At 68.3% G+C, this 17,787-nt stretch carries 29 protein-coding genes; all 29 read right to left on the reverse strand.

Annotation, left to right across the window (positions count from 1 at the left end; genetic code table 11):
• Positions 1 to 103: 103 nt before the first annotated feature.
• Entirely contained in the window at positions 104 to 493 is a 390-nt protein-coding gene (rpsK, locus tag IPL61_19285) for a 30S ribosomal protein S11 (protein MBK9033384.1), read from the reverse strand.
• Between the two features lie 20 nt (positions 494 to 513).
• Positions 514 to 897, reverse strand: coding sequence for a 30S ribosomal protein S13 (rpsM, locus tag IPL61_19290; protein MBK9033385.1), 384 nt, complete (start codon positions 895 to 897; stop codon positions 514 to 516).
• An 86-nt stretch (positions 898 to 983) separates the two neighbouring features.
• A complete protein-coding gene (gene rpmJ, locus IPL61_19295) occupies positions 984 to 1,097 on the reverse strand; it encodes a 50S ribosomal protein L36 (GenBank protein MBK9033386.1) in 114 nt (37 codons plus the stop codon).
• 27 nt (positions 1,098 to 1,124) lie between these two features.
• A complete protein-coding gene (gene map, locus IPL61_19300) occupies positions 1,125 to 1,919 on the reverse strand; it encodes a type I methionyl aminopeptidase (protein ID MBK9033387.1) in 795 nt (264 codons plus the stop codon).
• Positions 1,920 to 1,955: 36 nt separating this feature from the next.
• Entirely contained in the window at positions 1,956 to 3,287 is a 1,332-nt protein-coding gene (gene secY / locus IPL61_19305) for a preprotein translocase subunit SecY (protein MBK9033388.1), read from the reverse strand.
• A gap of 55 nt (positions 3,288 to 3,342) precedes the next feature.
• Entirely contained in the window at positions 3,343 to 3,816 is a 474-nt protein-coding gene (gene rplO / locus IPL61_19310; protein MBK9033389.1) for a 50S ribosomal protein L15, read from the reverse strand.
• Positions 3,817 to 3,968: 152 nt separating this feature from the next.
• Positions 3,969 to 4,154, reverse strand: a complete 186-nt coding sequence (gene rpmD / locus IPL61_19315; GenBank protein MBK9033390.1) for a 50S ribosomal protein L30 — start codon at positions 4,152 to 4,154, stop codon at positions 3,969 to 3,971.
• Between the two features lie 70 nt (positions 4,155 to 4,224).
• Entirely contained in the window at positions 4,225 to 4,749 is a 525-nt protein-coding gene (rpsE, locus tag IPL61_19320; GenBank protein ID MBK9033391.1) for a 30S ribosomal protein S5, read from the reverse strand.
• Between the two features lie 30 nt (positions 4,750 to 4,779).
• Positions 4,780 to 5,160: a 50S ribosomal protein L18 gene (locus tag IPL61_19325; GenBank protein ID MBK9033392.1), complete on the reverse strand. Its 381-nt coding sequence runs from the start codon at positions 5,158 to 5,160 to the stop codon at positions 4,780 to 4,782.
• A gap of 162 nt (positions 5,161 to 5,322) precedes the next feature.
• Positions 5,323 to 5,865, reverse strand: a complete 543-nt coding sequence (rplF, locus tag IPL61_19330) for a 50S ribosomal protein L6 (GenBank protein ID MBK9033393.1) — start codon at positions 5,863 to 5,865, stop codon at positions 5,323 to 5,325.
• 3 nt (positions 5,866 to 5,868) lie between these two features.
• Positions 5,869 to 6,267: a 30S ribosomal protein S8 gene (gene rpsH, locus IPL61_19335; GenBank protein ID MBK9033394.1), complete on the reverse strand. Its 399-nt coding sequence runs from the start codon at positions 6,265 to 6,267 to the stop codon at positions 5,869 to 5,871.
• A 14-nt stretch (positions 6,268 to 6,281) separates the two neighbouring features.
• On the reverse strand, positions 6,282 to 6,461 hold the full coding sequence (locus tag IPL61_19340; GenBank protein MBK9033395.1) for a type Z 30S ribosomal protein S14: 180 nt from the start codon (positions 6,459 to 6,461) through the stop codon (positions 6,282 to 6,284).
• Complete coding sequence (rplE, locus tag IPL61_19345; protein ID MBK9033396.1) at positions 6,458 to 7,144, reverse strand: 50S ribosomal protein L5; 687 nt, start codon at positions 7,142 to 7,144, stop codon at positions 6,458 to 6,460. The genes IPL61_19340 and rplE overlap by 4 nt, the downstream gene beginning before the upstream one ends.
• A gap of 42 nt (positions 7,145 to 7,186) precedes the next feature.
• Entirely contained in the window at positions 7,187 to 7,504 is a 318-nt protein-coding gene (rplX, locus tag IPL61_19350) for a 50S ribosomal protein L24 (protein ID MBK9033397.1), read from the reverse strand.
• Positions 7,504 to 7,872: a 50S ribosomal protein L14 gene (rplN, locus tag IPL61_19355; GenBank protein MBK9033398.1), complete on the reverse strand. Its 369-nt coding sequence runs from the start codon at positions 7,870 to 7,872 to the stop codon at positions 7,504 to 7,506. Before rplN ends, rplX begins: the two co-directional genes overlap by 1 nt.
• Complete coding sequence (gene rpsQ, locus IPL61_19360; protein ID MBK9033399.1) at positions 7,869 to 8,099, reverse strand: 30S ribosomal protein S17; 231 nt, start codon at positions 8,097 to 8,099, stop codon at positions 7,869 to 7,871. Before rpsQ ends, rplN begins: the two co-directional genes overlap by 4 nt.
• A gap of 93 nt (positions 8,100 to 8,192) precedes the next feature.
• A complete protein-coding gene (gene rpmC, locus IPL61_19365; protein MBK9033400.1) occupies positions 8,193 to 8,477 on the reverse strand; it encodes a 50S ribosomal protein L29 in 285 nt (94 codons plus the stop codon).
• On the reverse strand, positions 8,474 to 8,893 hold the full coding sequence (gene rplP / locus IPL61_19370; GenBank protein MBK9033401.1) for a 50S ribosomal protein L16: 420 nt from the start codon (positions 8,891 to 8,893) through the stop codon (positions 8,474 to 8,476). Before rplP ends, rpmC begins: the two co-directional genes overlap by 4 nt.
• A 74-nt stretch (positions 8,894 to 8,967) precedes the next feature.
• On the reverse strand, positions 8,968 to 9,624 hold the full coding sequence (gene rpsC / locus IPL61_19375) for a 30S ribosomal protein S3 (protein ID MBK9033402.1): 657 nt from the start codon (positions 9,622 to 9,624) through the stop codon (positions 8,968 to 8,970).
• A gap of 17 nt (positions 9,625 to 9,641) precedes the next feature.
• Positions 9,642 to 9,980: a 50S ribosomal protein L22 gene (gene rplV, locus IPL61_19380; GenBank protein ID MBK9033403.1), complete on the reverse strand. Its 339-nt coding sequence runs from the start codon at positions 9,978 to 9,980 to the stop codon at positions 9,642 to 9,644.
• A gap of 45 nt (positions 9,981 to 10,025) precedes the next feature.
• Positions 10,026 to 10,301: a 30S ribosomal protein S19 gene (gene rpsS / locus IPL61_19385; protein MBK9033404.1), complete on the reverse strand. Its 276-nt coding sequence runs from the start codon at positions 10,299 to 10,301 to the stop codon at positions 10,026 to 10,028.
• An 11-nt stretch (positions 10,302 to 10,312) separates the two neighbouring features.
• Positions 10,313 to 11,137: a 50S ribosomal protein L2 gene (gene rplB / locus IPL61_19390; protein ID MBK9033405.1), complete on the reverse strand. Its 825-nt coding sequence runs from the start codon at positions 11,135 to 11,137 to the stop codon at positions 10,313 to 10,315.
• 3 nt (positions 11,138 to 11,140) lie between these two features.
• Positions 11,141 to 11,470: a 50S ribosomal protein L23 gene (gene rplW / locus IPL61_19395; protein MBK9033406.1), complete on the reverse strand. Its 330-nt coding sequence runs from the start codon at positions 11,468 to 11,470 to the stop codon at positions 11,141 to 11,143.
• A gap of 26 nt (positions 11,471 to 11,496) precedes the next feature.
• A complete protein-coding gene (rplD, locus tag IPL61_19400; protein MBK9033407.1) occupies positions 11,497 to 12,147 on the reverse strand; it encodes a 50S ribosomal protein L4 in 651 nt (216 codons plus the stop codon).
• 83 nt (positions 12,148 to 12,230) lie between these two features.
• The gene (rpsJ, locus tag IPL61_19405; protein MBK9033408.1) at positions 12,231 to 12,539 is read right to left on the reverse strand and encodes a 30S ribosomal protein S10; all 309 of its coding nucleotides are present in this window, start codon (positions 12,537 to 12,539) and stop codon (positions 12,231 to 12,233) included.
• A 279-nt stretch (positions 12,540 to 12,818) separates the two neighbouring features.
• Positions 12,819 to 14,015 (reverse strand): elongation factor Tu, encoded by a 1,197-nt coding sequence (tuf, locus tag IPL61_19410; protein MBK9033409.1) that lies wholly within the window; start codon positions 14,013 to 14,015, stop codon positions 12,819 to 12,821.
• Between the two features lie 11 nt (positions 14,016 to 14,026).
• Positions 14,027 to 16,105 (reverse strand): elongation factor G, encoded by a 2,079-nt coding sequence (gene fusA, locus IPL61_19415; GenBank protein ID MBK9033410.1) that lies wholly within the window; start codon positions 16,103 to 16,105, stop codon positions 14,027 to 14,029.
• 306 nt (positions 16,106 to 16,411) lie between these two features.
• A complete protein-coding gene (gene rpsG, locus IPL61_19420) occupies positions 16,412 to 16,900 on the reverse strand; it encodes a 30S ribosomal protein S7 (protein ID MBK9033411.1) in 489 nt (162 codons plus the stop codon).
• A 20-nt stretch (positions 16,901 to 16,920) separates the two neighbouring features.
• Complete coding sequence (locus IPL61_19425; protein ID MBK9033412.1) at positions 16,921 to 17,292, reverse strand: 30S ribosomal protein S12; 372 nt, start codon at positions 17,290 to 17,292, stop codon at positions 16,921 to 16,923.
• Positions 17,293 to 17,787 lie beyond the last annotated feature (495 nt).

Below are 17,787 nucleotides of genomic sequence, written 5' to 3' on the forward strand. Positions count from 1 at the left end.
AGGGACGAAGACGAACGAAGGGCCAGCGGCGCTGGGCGCTGGGGGCTCGGGACTGCGGAGCAGGTCCCGGGCAAGCGCCCGCGGGCCGCCAGGCCCGCAACAATCAGACGCGGCGGCGCTTGCGCGGCCGGCAGCCGTTGTGCGGCACCGGGGTCACGTCGCGGATGAGGTTGATCTTGAACCCGGCCGAGTTCAGCGCGCGCAGCGCCGACTCACGGCCCGAGCCCGGGCCCTTGACGTAGACGGTCACGTTGCGGACGCCGTGCTCCATCGCCTTCTTGGCGGCGTCCTCGGCGGCGAGCTGCGCGGCGAACGGCGTCGACTTGCGCGAGCCCTTGAAGCCGCACGTGCCCGACGACGACCACGCGACCACGTTGCCCGAGACGTCGGTGATCGAGACGATGGTGTTGTTGAACGTCGCAGCGATATGCGCGACGCCGGTCTGGATGTTCTTCCGGACCTTCTTCTTCTGCTTGCCCTTGGTGCTCGACATGTCAGTTCCTTAGGTCCTGGTCACTTCTTGGTCGCGCCGCCCTGCTTCTTCACAGCCATGCGCCGCGGGCCCTTGCGGGTACGAGCGTTGGTGTGGGTGCGCTGTCCGCGCACCGGCAGGTTGCGCTTGTGGCGCGAACCCCGGTAGCAACCGAGGTCGACCAGGCGCTTGATCGAGAGCTGAACGTCGCGGCGCAGATCGCCCTCGACCCGAAAGTTCGAGTCGATCGCGTCGCGCAGCCGGCGCACGTCGTTCTCATCGAGATCGTCGGTGCGCTTGTCGGGCGAGATGCCGGCCTCCGTCAGGACGACGGTGGCGGCGTGGCGGCCGAGGCCGTAGATGTACGTGAGGGCGATCTCGATGCGCTTGTTGCGCGGGAGGTCGACGCCAGCGATGCGTGCCATGGGACGTAGCTCCTAGGTGATCTCGGTCGAGGTCCGTGAGGTGATGGTGCGCAGCGGGCTTCGTCGCGAAGGCGCCGCGCCGCGCATCACCCCTGGCGCTGCTTGTGGCGAGTGTTGGTGCAGATGACCCGCACGACGCCCTTGCGCTTGATGACCTTGCACTTGGGACAGATGGGCTTGACCGACGCGCGAACTTTCATGACGGTTCCAGAGTGGGGGCGGAGGGTTCAGAACGAATCGTGTCCGGGATCGCCAGGCGTCGAAGAGGCACGGGACAGGACCCAGGGTCCCTCGTCGAGGATGGCGATGGTGTGCTCGAAGTGCGCCGAGAGGCTTCGGTCCTTGGTGACCGCGGTCCAGCGGTCATCTAGCACCTCTACGTCAGGGAGGCCGGCGTTTACCATAGGTTCTACGGCGATGACAAGGCCAGGTTTGAGGGCTTTTCCCTTCCCCCGATCCCCGTAGTTGGGCACCTGGGGGTCCTCGTGCATCCGCCGGCCGATCCCGTGCCCGACGAACACGGAAACTACTGAATATCCTTCGGCTTCCGCGCACTCCTGGACCGCGGCCCCGACGTCGCCGAGCCGCCGGCCGACCCGGCACTCCTCGATCGCCAGGTCCAGGCAGCGCTTGGTCGTGGCCACCAGCCGCACGGCCTCAGGGCTCCCCTGCCCGACGATCACGGTCCGGGCCGAGTCGCCGCACAGGTCACCCTTGAACACGCCGAAGTCGATCCCGACCACGTCGCCGGCGCGCAGGAGCTTGTCCTTGCGCGGGATGCCGTGGACGATCTCCTCGTTGACCGAGATGCAGGTCACCGCGGGGTACGGCGGGCTGGCGTAGCCCAGGAACGCGCTGACCACGCCCTCCCGCTTGATGGCGGCGCGGGCGATCCGATCGAGCTCCCAGGTCGAGATCCCGGGCGCGACCGCGGCGCACAGCTCATCGAGGATCCCCGCCACCACCAGCGCGGTCTCGCGCATGCGGAGGATCTCGTCCCTGCTCTTGTAGACGATGCGCACGCGCTTCGAACCAGGCCCCGAGCGACCGTCCCGCGATCAGCGCGCGGTGCGCGCTGCGGTGCGGCCGCGGATCCGCGGACCCTTCGGTCCGGTGAAGCCATCGTAGTTGCGCGTGATGAGGTACGACTCGATCTGCTGGACCGTGTCGAGCGCCACGCCGACGACGATCAGCAGGCCGGTGCCGCCGAACTGAAACGGCACCTGCATGTACTTCTGGAGCAGCGCGGGGATCATGCAGACGACGGCCAGGTACAGCGCGCCGGCGAACGTGATCCGGGTCAGCACCTTCTCGATGTACTCGGCGGTGTTCTTGCCCGGGCGGATGCCGGGGATGAAGCCGCCGCCCTTCTTCAGGTTGTCCGCGACCTCGACCGGGTTGAACTGCACCGCGGTATAGAAGTACGCAAAGAAGATCACGAGCAGCGTGTAGATGACGTTGTAGCGCCAGTCGGCCGGGTGCAGCACCGACGCGGCCTCCTGGAGGAACAGCGAGCCAGACATGCTGGCGATCTGCGTCGGGAACATCAGGATCGACGACGCGAAGATGGGCGGGATGACGCCCGACACGTTGATCTTGAGCGGCAGGAACGACTGCGCCCCCTGGTAGAGCTTTCGCCCGACCTGGCGCTTGGCGTACTGCACCGGGATGCGCCGGTGCGCCCGCTCGAAGAAGCAGATGGCCGCGACGGTGCCGATGACCAGGATGCCGAGCATCACGGCGCTGAGGCCGATGCCGCCGCCGCCGGAGCCGTGGGCGATGTACTGGGTCAGCGCGTCGGGCAGCGCCGCGACGATGCCGGCGAAGATGATCATCGACGTGCCGTTGCCGATGCCCTTCTCGGTGATCTGCTCGCCGAGCCACATGATGAACGCCGTGCCGGTGGTCAGCGACAGCACCGTCATCATCCGGAAGGCCAGGCCGGGATCGGGCACGACCTCGGAGCCGCGGGTCGACAGGCTCTCGAGGAACTGGGCGATGAAGTAGCCCTGGACCGTCGCCAGCACGATCGTGCCGTAGCGGGTGAGCTGGTTGATCTTGCGGCGACCCTGGTCGCCTTCCTTGTTGAGCTGGTCGAGCTTGGGCACGACCACGGTCAACAGCTGGATCACGATCGACGCGGAGACGTAGGGCATGATGCCCAGGGCGAAGATCGAGAGCTGCTGCAGGGCGCCGCCCGAGAACATGTTGAACATGCCCAGGAAGGAGCCCGACCCGCCCTTGGTGATGACGTTGGTCATCTCGACCCGGTTCACACCGGGCACCGTGATGAACACGCCGATCCGGTAGATCGCGAGCATCGCAAGCGTGAACAGGATCCGCTTGCGGAGCTCGGGAATCTTGCCGAGGTTGGAGATGCTGTTGGCCACAGGTACCTGCCGAAGGGGGGGTGACCGGCGCGGCGCCGGTCGGAGGCTAGGCTTACTACTCCGCCGCGGGGGCGGTGTCCAGCGCGAGCGCCTGGCCGCCGGCCTTGGCGATCTTGTCCTTGGCCATCTCCGAGAACCGGTGGGCCTTGACCGTCAGCTTCTTGGTGAGCTCACCCTCGCCGAGGATCTTGACCACGCCGACCCGCTTGGGCACCAGGCTCTTGGCCTTGAGGGCGTCGAGATCCACCGTCGCGCCGGACTCGAACGACTTCTCGAGGGTCGAGATGTTGATCGGGAAGGCCTCGATGCGGAACGGGTTCTTGAAGCCCCGCTTGGGGATGCGCATCTTGAGCGGCATCTGCCCGCCCTCGAAGCCGCGGCGCGCGCCGTGGTGGCCCGAGCGGGCCTTCTGGCCCTTGACGCCCTTGCCTGAGGTCTTGCCGGTGCCCGAGCCGCGGCCACGGCCGAGGCGCTTCTTGGTCTTGGTGGAGCCGGGGGCCGGCGAGAGCGTGTGGAGAGTGGTGCCCATGGGGAGTCTGCCTTGCGGCCCGTTGGCCGCCTGCGAAAACTAAGTGACGGAACCGTGCAGCGCTACTAGCCGAGCAGTCAGGTCAGCGGCTGCGCGCCGGAAAACGACCGAAGGGGCGCCGGGCGCCCCCAACGGCTGGGAGGGGACGTCCCCTACTCAGCCGGCGCGATCGTGACGAGGTGGCTGATCTTGCGGATCATGCCACGGATCGCCAGGGTGTCCTCGCGGACGACGGTCTTGTGCGGACCGTTGAGGCCCAGGCCGCGGAGGGTGCGCCGCTGGGTGTCGGGGCAGCCGATGCCGCTCTTGGTCTGGGTGATCTTGATCTTGAGGGCCATGGTCCGTTATCCGTGTTCAGGGTCGAGCTGGAACGTCCGCGCTGCGCGCAGCGCGGACGTCGACGAGTCTTCAGCGAGGCGCGGAGTCCGCGGGGAGGCCGCGCATCTCGGCGACCGTCTTGCCGCGCACCCGGGCGACGTGCTCGGCGGAGCGCAGCGACTTGAGCGCCATCACGACCGCGTGGATCACGTTGTGCGGGTTCGACGTGCCGAACGACTTGGTGAGGATGTCGGTCACGCCGGCGACCTCGAGCACCGGGCGGACGCCGCCGCCGGCGATGACGCCGGTACCGGGCGCGGCCGGGCGGAGCAGCACCGACGCGGCGCCGAACTCACCCATGATCTCGTGCGGGATCGTGCCGCGCACCATCGGGATGCGGAACAGGTTCCGCTTCGCCCGGTCGGTGCCCTTGCGGATGGCCTCGGGGACCTCGTTGGCCTTGCCGAGCCCAGCGCCGACGTGGCCGTTCTTGTCCCCGACGACGACGAGCGCCGAGAACGAGAACCGACGGCCGCCCTTGACGACCTTGGCGACGCGGTTGATGAACACGACCTTGTCGACGAGCTCGCCGACTTCTTCCGGATTGATCGACATGTACTTGTGCTTTCCTGGACCGTCGCGGGACTAGAACGCCAGCCCGGCCTCGCGGGCGCCATCGGCGACCTGCGCGACCCGACCGTGATAGAGGAAGCCGTTGCGATCGAAGACCACGGACGAGACCTGCTTGGCCACGAGCTTGGCGCCGATGGCCTTGCCGACCTCGCGCGCCTTGCCCTTCTTGTCCTTGCCCTCGGCGGCGGCCTTGACGGCGGCCTCGAGGTCCGACGCGGCGGCCAGGATGGCACCGGTGGTGTCGTCGATGGCCTGCACGTAGATGTGCTTGGCCGAGCGGAACACCGACAACCGGGGACGGTCGGCGGTGCCAGTGAGGTGCTTGCGGATCGCGACCTTGCGGCGGAGCCGCTTGCGGACGCGTTCGTCGGGGTGCTTGACGTGACCAGCCATGAGAGTTCTCCGAGAAAATCGATCGCCGGATGGTGGCGCAGCTGCCTGCCCTGCCCTAGGCGATCTGAGTAACGCTGCGCTGAAGGTTCTGGGCCGTTTCGGGTGGGGGCCCCGGCGCGTGCCGGGGGAGGGTCTCTTCGAGAGACCCTCGCGGCCGACAGGCTACTTGCCCTTGCCCGCGGCCTTGCCGGCCTTGCGGATGATCGTCTCCTCAGCGTACTTGACGCCCTTGCCCTTGTAGGGCTCGGGCGCGCGGAAGCTGCGGAGCTTGGCGGCGGCGGCGCCGAGGACCTGCTTGTCCATGCCGGACAGGATCAGGTTGTTCTTCTCGACCTTCGCGGCCACGCCGTCGGGCAGCGTGTACTCGACCGGGTGCGAGTAGCCCAGGGTCATGACCAGGTGCGAGCCCTTGACCTCGGCGCGGTAGCCGACGCCGTTGATCTCGAGCGTCCGCGTGAAGCCGGTGGTGACGCCCGTGATCAGGTTGTTCGTGAGCGCCCGCATGAGGCCGTGGGCGGCCTTCTCCGGGGTCGAGTTGCCGGAGCGAGTGAAGACCAGCTGGCCCTTCTCTTCCTTGATCTCGATCGCGGCGTGGCGGATCGTGGAGAGCGTGCCCTTGGGGCCCTTGACCTCGATCGCGCCAGGCTTGATCGAGATCGAGACGCCCTTGGGGATGTCGATTGCGCGGTTACCGATGCGGGACATGGCTCACCAGACCTCGCACAGCACCTCACCGCCCACGCCGCGCTTGCGCGCTTCGCGGTCAGTCATGATGCCGAGAGAGGTGGAAATGATCGCGATGCCGAGGCCGTTGCGGACCCGGGGCACCTGCTGCGAGGGGACGTACTTGCGCTGGCCGGGGCGCGACACGCGGCGCAGGCCGGTGATCGCGTTCGACGCGCGCCCGTCGTACCGGAGCGTGACCGTGATGGAGCCCTGCTTGGTGTCTTCGGCGGTTGCGACACCGTCGAGAAAGCCCTCCTCACGGAGGATCTCGGCGATGCGGAGCTTGAGGTTAGACCGCGGGCACGCAACCTCGCGCTTGCGCGCGCGGATGCCGTTGCGGAGGCGGGCCAGGAAATCGGAGATTGGGTCAGTCATCGACACGGTAGTCTCGTCCTTTACCAGCTCGACTTGATGACGCCCGGAATCTCACCGCGCAGGGCGAGCTCACGGAAGCACAGACGGCACATCTCGAACTTGCGCAGGAACGCGCGAGACCGACCACAGCGCTTGCAGCGGTTGTGCTGGCGAACCTTGAACTTGTGCTTCTTGGGAAGCCTGTCGACGAGCTTGCTCATACGGCCTGTCCTTGCGCCGGGGCCTGCCGGAACGGCATGCCGAGGTGGCCGAGCAGCGCCCGCCCCTCGTTGTCCGTCTTGGCAGTCGTGACGATGCTGATGTTCAGACCCTTGATCGCGTCGATCTTGTCGAACTCGATCTCGGGGAAGATGATCTGCTCGCGGATGCCGAGCGTGTAGTTGCCGCGACCGTCGAAGCCCTTGCTCGAGACGCCGCGGAAGTCGCGGACGCGCGGCAGCGCCACGTTGACGAGGCGGTCGAGGAACTCCCACATCCGCTCGCCGCGGAGGGTGACCATGACGCCGATCTTGTGGCCCTTGCGGAGCTTGTAGTTGGCGATGTCCTTCTTCGCCTTGCACACCACCGGCGCCTGGCCGGCGATCTGCTTGAGCTCCTCGACGGCGCTGTCGATCAGCTTCGCCTCGTGGGCGGCGCGACCGAGACCCATGTTGAGCGAGATCTTGACGAGGCGCGGGACCTCCATCGAGGAGCTGTACTCGAACTCCTTGAACAGCTGGCCCTTGACCTGCTCGTCGTACTGGCTGCGCAGCCGCGGCGGCTGCTCGCGCTTGTACTTGGGGGCGGGGCCGGTCGGCTCCGCCTTCTTCTTACCGCCGCCCTTGGCGCCGGTCTTTTCGGTTTTCGGCTTGGCAGACGCCTCGCCCTTCTCGTTCTCGGCCATGGTCTCGTCTCGTTCTCGTTCGATGGGTTGAGCAGGCTCTGATCAGAGAGCTGCCGCGACGAACTTGGCGCCGGACTTGACGCCGACGCGGATCTTCAGGTCGCCATCCATGGCGGCCTTGGTGCGGGTGCCCCGGCCGAGCTTCTCGTCCCACAGGAGCACGTTCGCGATCGCGATCGTGCCTTCCTTCTCGACGATGCCACCCTGCGGGTTCTTCTGCGTGGGCTTGGTGTGGCGCTTGACCATGTTGACCTTCTCGACGATCAGGCGCTGCCCGACGATCTTGAGGACCTTGCCGCGCTTGCCCTTGTCCTTGCCCTTGGTGACGACCACGAGGTCGCCCTTGCGCACGTGCGCCATCACAGCACCTCCGGTGCCAGCGAGATGATCTTCATGAAGCGCTTGGCGCGCAGCTCGCGGGCGACCGGCCCGAAGATGCGGGTCCCGATCGGCTCGTTCTCTTTGTTGACGAGCACGGCCGAGTTGCCGTCGAAGCGGATCGAGCTGCCGTCGGGCCGCGCCAGCATCTTCTGGGTGCGGACGATGACCGCGCGCGCGACCTCGCCCTTCTTGACCTTGGAGCCCGGGATCGCCTCGCGGACGCTGACGATGATGACGTCGCCGATCGACGCGTAGCGCCGGCGGCTGCCGCCCAGGACCTTGATGCAGAAGACCTTCTTGGCGCCGCTGTTGTCGGCGACGTCGAGGACGGATGTTTGCTGGATCACGGCAGCATCTCCTTCACCTCGATGACCTCGGCCTTGCTGATCGTGCGCAGGACGCGCCAGCGCTTGGTCTTCGAGTACGGGCGGGCCTCGACCAGCTCGACGACGTCACCGACGGTGCCGGCGTTGTGCTCGTCGTGGGCCTTGTACCGGACCCGGCGGGTCACGAACTTGTGGAAGCGGCGGTCGCGCACGCGGCGGATGACCGACACGACGACGGTCTTGTCCATCGCGTTCGACGTGACGGTGCCGGTGATCGTGCGGCGGTTGCCGCGATCGTCGCCAGGCGTGGCGGCGGGTTGGGTCGCAGGAGCGGACACGGATCAGCCTTCCTTCTTCGAGCGGCGAGCCTTCTTGGCCGGCGCGGCAGCGGGGGCAGCCTTGGCGGCGCCCTGGGTCTCCATGCCGAGGTCGCGGGCGCGCAGGACCGTCAGGATCCGGGCGACCTCGCGGCGCTTGCTGGTGATCTCGGCGAACGACGCCACCTGGTTGGTGTGGCGGCCGAGCTGGAGCCGGAACAGCTCGTCGCGCACGCGCGCGAGCGCGCCGCGCAGCTCGTCAGGGGGTAGATCGCGCAGCTTCGACAGCGCGTCCTTGGCCTTGCTCATAGCGCACTCCCGCGGGCGACCAGGGCGGTCTTGATGGGCAGCTTGTGGTGGGCCCGGATGAAGGCCTCCTTCGCGGTCGCGGCGTCGACGCCCTCGACCTCGAAGATGACCCGGCCCGGCCGGACGACGGCGACCCAGCCCTCGACCGCGCCCTTGCCGGTACCCATGCGGGTCTCGGCCGGCTTCTTGGTGAAGGACTTGTCCGGGAACAGCCGGACGTAGATCTTGCCGCTCTTCTTCACGGCGCGGCTGATGGCGACGCGGGCGGCCTCGATCTGACGGGCGGTGATCCACCCGGGCTCGAGGACCTGGAGCCCGAAGTCTCCGAAGGAGACCTCGTGCCCGCCCTTGGCCATGCCGGCCATGTGGCCCTTGTGGCGCTTGCGGTACTTGGTAAAGCTGGGACCGTTGATCATGGGTCGACTCGTTTGAGCTCGGACTGGAGGCAGCGCCCCGGGCGAGCCCCAGGGCAGCGAAAATCAGCGCAGGTTCAGCGCGTCGGGCGGGCGTCGAGCTTGCGGGCGGTGAGGACCTCACCGTGGAAGATCCAGCACTTCACCCCGATCGAACCGTAGGTGGTGTGGGCCGTGGTGAAGCCGTACTCGATGTCCGCGCGGAGCGTGTGCAGGGGCACCCGGCCCTCGCGGTACCACTCGCGGCGCGACATCTCGGCGCCGCCGAGGCGGCCCGACGACGCGACGCGGATGCCCTTGGCGCCGAACTTCATGGCGGTCTGGACCGCCTTCTTCATGGCGCGGCGGAAGGCGATGCGGCGCTCGAGCTGCGTGGCGATGTTCTCGGCCACGAGCTGGGCGTTGGTCTCGGCCTTGCGGACCTCGACGATGTTCAGGAACACCTCGTTGTCGGTGAGGGCCTGGACTTCCTTCTTGAGCGTCTCGACACCCGCGCCGCGCTTGCCGATGACGATGCCCGGGCGCGCGGTGTGGATGTTGATCTTGCACTTGTTGGCCGCGCGCTCGATCTCGATGTACGAGATGCCCGCGAACGCCAGCTTCTTCTTGATGAAGCCCTTGAGCTTCAGATCCTCATGAAGCCACTTGGCGTAGTCCTTGTCGTTGTACCAACGAGACGACCAGGTCTTGATGATGCCGAGGCGGAAGCCGGTGGGATGCGTTTTCTGGCCCATGTCAGGTTCCTGTTCGCTTACTCGTCCGAGACGACGACCGTGAGGTGGCTGGTGCGGTGGTTGATGCGGTTGGCGCGCCCCATCGAGCGCGGCATCCACCGCTTGTTGATGGGCCCGCCGTCGACGGTGATCGTCGCGATCTTGAGATCCTCGACCGACACGTCCCCACCCGACCGCTCCTCGGCGTTGGCCGCGGCGCTCTTCACGGCCTTCGAGATGATGCGGCCCGCGCGCTTGGGCAGCAGGTCGAGGAGACCCACGGCGTGCTCGACGGACTTGCCGCGGACGAGGTTGGCGACGACGCGCATCTTGCGCGGCGACATCGAGATTCCACGGACGAGAGCTCTGGCTTCCATGACTGGCTCGTTGGCTGAGGGCTGTGGGGTCAGACCGAAGCGCGGTTAGCGCTTCTTGTCCCCACCGTGGCCGGTGTACGTGCGGGTGGCGGAGAACTCGCCGAGCTTGTGCCCGACCATGTTCTCGTTGACGAACACCGGCACGAACTTGCGACCGTTGTGGACCGCGAAGGTCAGGGAGACCATCTCGGGGGTGATCGTCGACCGACGCGACCAGGTCTTGATCACGCGCTTGTTGGGATTGCTCTCCTTCAGCGCGGCCGCGACCTTCTTGTAGATGAACGACTCGACGTACGGACCCTTCTTGATGCTGCGGGGCATGGCGATCTCCTCTACTTGGTCCGACGGCGCACGATGTTCTTGTCGGTGCGCTTGTTGTGGCGAGTCTTGTAACCCTTGGTCGGGATGCCCCAGGGCGTGCACGGGTGGCGGCCACCCGAGCTGCGGCCCTCGCCGCCACCCATCGGGTGGTCGACCGGGTTCATCGAGACGCCGCGGTTGTGCGGGCGCATGCCGAGCCAGCGCTTGCGGCCGGCCTTGCCCCAGGAGATGTTGCCGTGCTCGGAGTTCGAGACGGTGCCGACGGTGGCGCGGCAGTCGATGTTGACGAAGCGCATCTCGCCCGAGGGCAAGCGCAGGGTGGCCTTGTCGCCCTCCTTCGCCATCAGCACCACGCGGGTGCCGGCCGAGCGGCACAGCTGGGCGCCGGCGCCGATCTTGAGCTCGACCGCGTGGATCTCGGTGCCGACCGGGATGTAGCGCAGCGGCAGGTTGTTGCCGGGCTTGATGTCGGCCGAGTTGGCGGCGATGACCTCGGCGCCGACCTCGATCTTGGCCGGGGCCACGATGTAGGCCTTCTCACCGTCGGCGTACTGCAGGAGCGCGATGCGCGCCGTGCGGTTGGGATCGTACTCGATCGCGATCACCTTGGCCGGCACGCCGGTCTTGGTGCGCTTCCAGTCGATCACGCGGTAGCGCTTCTTGTGGCCGCCGCCGCGGAACCGGACCGTGATGCGGCCGTGGTTGTTGCGGCCGGCCTTCTCGGTCTTGGCCTCGAGCAGCTTCTTCTCGGGGGCCGACTTGGTGATCGACGCGAAGTCCTGCGTCGACATCCCGCGGCGGCCGGGCGAGGTCGGCTTGTACTTGATGATCGCCATGGCTCAGACTCCCTCGAAGAAGGCGATGGTGTCGCCGGCCTTGAGCGTGACGAAGGCCTTCTTCCACGCGGGGCGCTGCCCCGAGAAGCGGCCGACGCGCTTGGCCTTGCCGCGCATCACGATGGTCCGGACCTGGGTGACCGAGACCTTGAACAGGCTCTCGATCGCGTGCCGGATCTCGATCTTGTTCGCGTCCTTGGCGACTTCGAACACGACCTGCTGGCTGTAGTCGTCGCCCTCGGCGGGGCGCTCGGCCGCGCCGCCGGTCTCGCGGAGGCGCGCGCTCTTCTCGGTGAGGAGCGGGCGCTTGATGATGGATTGAGGAGCTCGCATGGCGTTTTCCTGATGACGGGCCGAGGTCACTCGGCCGCGGCGGCGGCGCGGAGCGCGGCCTCGACCTGCTTGATGGCGCCCTGCGAGATGATCACCGTCTCGTGGCGCAGGATGTCGTAGACGTTGAGGCCCTCGGGGGCCAGCCACTGCGACGACGCCAGGTTGCGGGCGCCGCGCACGAGGCCGGTGTTGTCCTTGGCGTCGACGATCAACACCTTGGCGGCCGGCTGGGCCACGCCGAGGTTCTTGAGCGCCGCCGTCACCGACTTGGTCAGCTGCTTCTCGCCGACCGGGAACTGGTCGACGACGATCAGCTTGTTCTCGCCGGCCCGGAGCGACAGCGCTGAGCACAGCGCCGCCTTCTTGACCTTCTTGGGCAGGGTGTACTCGTAGCTGCGCGGCTTGGGGCCGAACGCCGAGCCACCACCGACCCAGTGCGGGGCCTTGCGGCTGCCCTGACGGGCCTGGCCGGTGCCCTTCTGCTTCCAGACCTTCTTCGACGAGCCGTTGACCTCGCTCATGCGCTTGGTCGAGGCGTTGCCGGAGCGGCGCTTGGCGAGCTGCCACTTCACGACCTCCCACAGCAGGTGCTCGTGGACTTCGGTCGCGAAGACGTCGTCGGCCAGGTCGATCTGGCCGACGTTGCTTCCTGCGGTGTTCTTGACGTCTAGCTTCATGGCGAACTCGCTGCGGTCGTTTCGGGAGGGGAGCCTCGGCCAATAGCCGAGGGGAGGGTCTTGGCGAAGACCCTCCCTTCCATTCAGATCTTGATCTCGACGTCGACGCCGGCCGACAGGTCGAGCTTCATCAGCGCGTCGACCGTCTGCTGGGTCGGCTCGAGCACGTCGAGCAGGCGCTTGTGGGTCCGGATCTCGAACTGCTCACGCGACTTCTTGTCGCAGTGGGGAGACCGCAGGACGCAGTACTTGTTGATCTTGGTCGGCAGCGGGATCGGGCCGGCGATCTTGGCGCCGGTGCGCTTGGCAGTCTCGACGATCTCGCCCGCGGACTGGTCGAGGAGCTTGTGGTCGTAGGCCTTGAGCCGGATGCGGATCCGTTGCGTGTTCATGGCGGGGTCCTGTGAGACGTGCTGCCGTGGGGGTCGTTCGGAGGCCGGGGCTCGTCGGAAGCGGTCCTGGTACCGGGGTACGTCGGAGCGAGTCGTCGGGGTGGCGCCTGGCCTGGTTTAAGAGTCGCGCAGTGTACTCAGATCGATTCGTTTTGGAAGAGGTATTTGCAGGTTCTTTCAGGGGCTTGGAGGGCCGGGATCGAGCCCCCTGTGCCAGCCTGGCGCAACGATGCAACCACCTGAACTAAATACACTTTATCGTGACTTCTTGGGTCCGATTTACTCGGTGATCTTGGTGACGACGCCGGCGCCGACGGTCTTGCCGCCCTCGCGGATGGCGAACCGGAGGCCGTCCTCGCACGCGATCTTGGTGATCAGCTCGACGTTGACCTTGATGTTGTCGCCGGGCATGACCATCTCCATGCCCTCGGGCAGCACGACGATGCCCGTCACGTCGGTCGTGCGGAAGTAGAACTGCGGCCGGTAGCCGTTGAAGAACGGCGTGTGGCGACCACCCTCCTCCTTCTTGAGGATGTAGATCTCGGCCTCGAACTTCGTGTGCGGCAGGATCGAGCCCGGCTTGCACAGCACCATGCCACGCTCGATGTCCTCGCGCTTGAGGCCGCGCAGCAGCAGGCCGACGTTGTCGCCCGCCTGGCCCTCGTCGAGCAGCTTCCGGAACATCTCGACGCCCGTGCACGTCGTCGACTTGGTGTCGCCGAAGCCCACCACCTCGATGTTGTCGCCGACCTTGACGATGCCGCGCTCGATGCGCCCCGTCACGACCGTCCCGCGGCCCGTGATCGTGAACACGTCCTCGACCGGCATCAGGAACGGCTTGTCGACCTCGCGCTTCGGCTCCGGGATGAACGAGTCGCACGCGTCCAGCAGCTTCTGGATCGACGGCGTCCCGTACTCCGACGCGTCGCCCTCGAGCGCCTTGAGCGCCGAGCCGCGCACGATCGGGGTGTCATCGCCCGGGTAGTTGTACTTGCTCAGCAGCTCGCGCAGCTCCATGTCGACCAGGTCGAGCAGCTCCTCGTCCCCCTTGCCGATCATGTCGCACTTGTTCAGGTACACCACCATCGCCGGCACGTTCACCTGCCGACCCAGCAGCACGTGCTCGCGCGTCTGCGGCATCGGCCCGTCCGGCGCCGACACCACCAGGATCGCGCCGTCCATCTGCGCCGCGCCCGTGATCATGTTCTTGATGTAGTCCGCGTGGCCCGGGCAGTCGACGTGCGCGTAGTGCCGCTTGTCCGACTCGTACTCCACGTGCGCCGTCGCGATCGTGATGCCGCGCGCCTTCTCCTCCGGCGCCTTGTCGATCTGATCGAACGCCGTGAACTTCGCCAGCCCCTTCGTCGACTGCGTCTTCGTGATCGCCGCCGTCAACGTGGTCTTGCCGTGGTCGACGTGGCCGATCGTCCCGATGTTGACGTGCGGCTTGTTGCGGACGAACTTTTCCTTGGACATGGCGTGCTCTCCTAGGCGATCGCCGCGCGGGCCGCGAGGCGGGCGCGCGTGGCGTGGGGGACTTCGGTGTAGTGGGCGAAGCGCATCGAGTAGGTGCCGCGCCCGCGCGAGCTCGAGCGCAGCACCGTCGCGTAGCCGACCATCTCGGACAGCGGCACCGCGGCGGCGATGACCTGTACACCAGGCCGCGCCTCCATGCCAGTGATCTTGGCGCGGCGCGCGAGCAGCTCACCGAGGACGTCGCCGATGTGCTCGTCGGGCGAGCGCACCTCGAGCTCCATCAGCGGCTCGAGCACGGTCGGCCCGGCCGCGGCCGCGGCCTCGCGGAAGGCCCGGGTCGTCGCCAGCTTGTAGCCGCGGGGCGAGGCGTCGACGACGTGGGTCGAGCCGCCGACCAGCGCGACGGTGAGATCGGTCATCGGGAAGCCGGCGACGACGCCGCCGAGCGCGGCCTCGGCCGCGGCCTCGGCCACCGCCGGCACGTACTCGGCCGGGACGTCGGCGCTCGCCGACTGGTTCTCGAAGGTGAAGCCGCGGCCGCGCGCGGACGGCGTCAGCGCCAGGATCACGTGGCCGTAGTCGGCGCGGCCGACCGGGCCGTGCGCGGCCAGGTGCCGGGCCTCGGCCCGGGCGCTGGTGGTGATCGTCTCGCGGTACGCGACCTGGAGCCGCCCGACCTGGGCGTCGACGCCGAACTCGCGCCGCAGCCGATCGACCAGGATCTCGAGGTGGAGCTCGCCCATGCCGGCGATGGTCGTGGCCCCGGTGTCGGGATCGACGCCGACCCGGAACGACGGGTCCTCGGCGGCGAGCCGGTCGAGCGCGGCCCGCAGCCGAGCGATGTCGTCGGCGGTCGCCGGCTCGATCGCGATGCCGATGACCGGCTCGGGCACGTGCACGGTCTCGAGGCGGATCGGCGCGTCGGGCGCGCACAGCGTGTCGCCGGTGGTGGCGCCGCGCTCGCCGACCGCGACCAGGATCGCGCCGATCGCGCCGGCCGGCAGCGCGGCGACGTCCTCGCGCCGGTTGGCGTGCATGCGGACGAGGCGCTCGATCCGCTCGAGCCTGGCCTTGGTGGCGTTGTAGACCGCCCCGCCGGCGACCAGCGTGCCGCTGTACACGCGGACGTAGGTCACCAGGCCGCGCTCGCTGCCGCCGGGCCCGACGTCGGCCATGACCTTCCACGCCAGCGCCGCCAGCGGCGCGTCGGTGGTGGCGGCGCGGGTGCCGGTCGCGCCGGTGGTCGGATCGACGCCGACCGCCGCCGGCAGATCGCTCGGCGCCGGCAGGTAGTCGATCACCGCGTCGAGCAGGTTGTGGACGCCCTTGTTGCGGAACGCGGCGCCGAGCACGACCGGCACCGCGGCGTTCGCGAGCGTCAGCCGTCGGACCGCGGCGCGGACCTCGGCCGGCGCGACCGCGCCGCCGGCGTCGGCGGCGGCGACGTACGCGCTCAGGAACCCGTCGTCGAGCTCGGCGATCGCGCCCTGCAGCTCGTCGAGCGCGGCCGCGGCCGCGGCGGCCAGCTCGGCCGGGATCGGGCCGTCCTCGAAGCGCACGCCGAGGCTGTCGTCGTCCCAGGTCCGCGCGGTCTGCGCGATCACGTCGACGACCCCGACGAAGTCGTCGCCGAGGCCGATCGGCAGGTGCAGCACCAGCGGCCGCGCGCCCAGCCGCTCGCGCAGCTCGCGCACCACCATCTCCGGATCGGCGCCGGCGCGATCGCACTTGTTGACGAAGGCCAGGCGCGGCACGTGGTAGCGGTCGGCCTGGCGCCAGACCGCCTCGCTCTGGGACTGGACGCCCTCGGTCGCGGCGAACACCGCGACCGCGCCGTCGAGGACGCGCAGGCTGCGCTCGACCTCGATCGTGAAGTCGACGTGGCCGGGCGTGTCGACCAGGTTGACCTGGTGATCGCGCCAGGTGAACAGCGTCGCGGCCGCGGTGATCGAGATCCCGCGCTCCTGCTCCTGCTCCATCCAGTCGGTGGTGGCCGAGCCGTGGTCGACCTCGCCCAGGCGCGAGATCACGCCGGCGTAGAACAGGATCCGCTCGGTGGTCGTGGTCTTCCCAGCGTCGATGTGCGCCATGATCCCGATGTTGCGCACGCGCGCGATCGGGTGGCGGTCGCCTGGGGACGGGCGGTTCACGGCATCTGTCGAGGGTCCGAGATCGGACGGCGGGCGGGGGCACCGAGGACGGTGGCGCGGCGCGAGCGCCGCCGGATCGGGTCCGCGCAGCGCGGCGGCGATCCTGTTCAGGCCAGGTGGTTCGGTGCGCGTGCGCGCCCGCCTACGTGACCCCCGTGCTGTTCGTGGTTCGGTGTCCTCGCCTCCTCGACAGATGCCTGCAGCGTCAAACGAACGACGGCCGGCAGGGCCGGCCGTGGGTCACCGCTACCAGCGGTAGTGGGCGAACGCCTTGTTGGCGTCGGCCATCTTGTGGACGTCCTCGCGCTTCTTGACCGCGTTGCCACGGTTCTGCGCGGCGTCGACGATCTCGTTGGCGAGCCGATCGACCATCGTCTTCTCGTTGCGCTTGCGCGCGTGCTCGACCAGCCAGCGCATGCCGAGGGCGAGCGAGCGGTCGGGGCGGACGTCGACGGGCACCTGGTAGGTCGAGCCACCGACGCGGCGGCTCTTGACCTCGACCTTGGGGCGGACGTTGCCCAGGGCGCGGTCCCACACCTTCAGCGGATCGTCCTTGGCGCGCTCCGCCACCAGATCGAGGGCCTTGTAGACGATCTGCTCGGCGGTCGACTTCTTGCCGTCAGACATCACCACGTTGATGAACTTGGTGATGCGGCGACGCATGTCGGCGGGAGCGTCCGTGAACTTGGGGTCCGGGAGGACGCGGCGCTTGGGAACTTCACCTTTACGGGGCATGACTTTTTCCGATCCTCAGTTCACTTGGGGCGCTTGGTACCGTACTTGGACCGGCTCTGCTTGCGGTTCGCGACACCGGTGGTGTCGAGGGTGCCGCGGATGATGTGATAGCGGACGCCCGGGAGGTCCTTGACGCGGCCGCCGCGGATCAGGACGACCGAGTGCTCCTGGAGGTTGTGCCCCTCGCCCGGGATGTACGAGGTCACTTCCATCTGGTTGGTCAGGCGGACGCGCGCGACCTTCCGGAGCGCCGAGTTCGGCTTCTTGGGGGTCGTGGTGTACACGCGCGTGCACACGCCCCGCTTCTGCGGGCAGGACTTCAGCGCCGGCGAGGCGGTCTTGGTCTTGACCATCTCGCGACCGTGGCGAACCAGTTGGTTGATCGTAGGCATGTTCGAGCAGACTCCAGTGGCGTGGACTGACGGAAACGGACCCGTCGCGGAGGCGCGAGAGTCTACAGATGGACCCTCCCCTGTCAAGCGGATCGTGGCGCCAAGCCAGGCCTCGATCCCGGTTGCCGGGCGCCCGGAGCGATAGCACGGGGGCGCGACGCTCCGGAAGTGGGCCGGGAGCCCAACCGGGGGGCGCCCGGGTGCCGGCGCCGGCGTAGGGCCGGGTCTGGTTGCAGTTCCGGCTCCCCCTCCGGCTCCCGTTCCGGCTCCGGCTCCGGCTCCCGTTCCGGATCCGGCTCCCGTTCCGGATCCGGCTCCGGCTCCGGTTCCGGCTCCTGCTCCAGTTCCGGCTCCCCCTCCGGCTCCCGCTCCCGCTCCGGCTCCGCTCCGGCTCCGGCTCCGGCTCCCGCTCCCGCTCCGGCTCCGGCTCCGGCTCCCGCTCCGAGTGCGGATTCCGGCGCCGGCTCCGAGTCCGGATTCCGGACATCGCGTCCG

The organism is Myxococcales bacterium, from assembly GCA_016717005.1.
Lineage (GTDB): Bacteria > Myxococcota_A > Polyangia > Haliangiales > Haliangiaceae > UBA2376.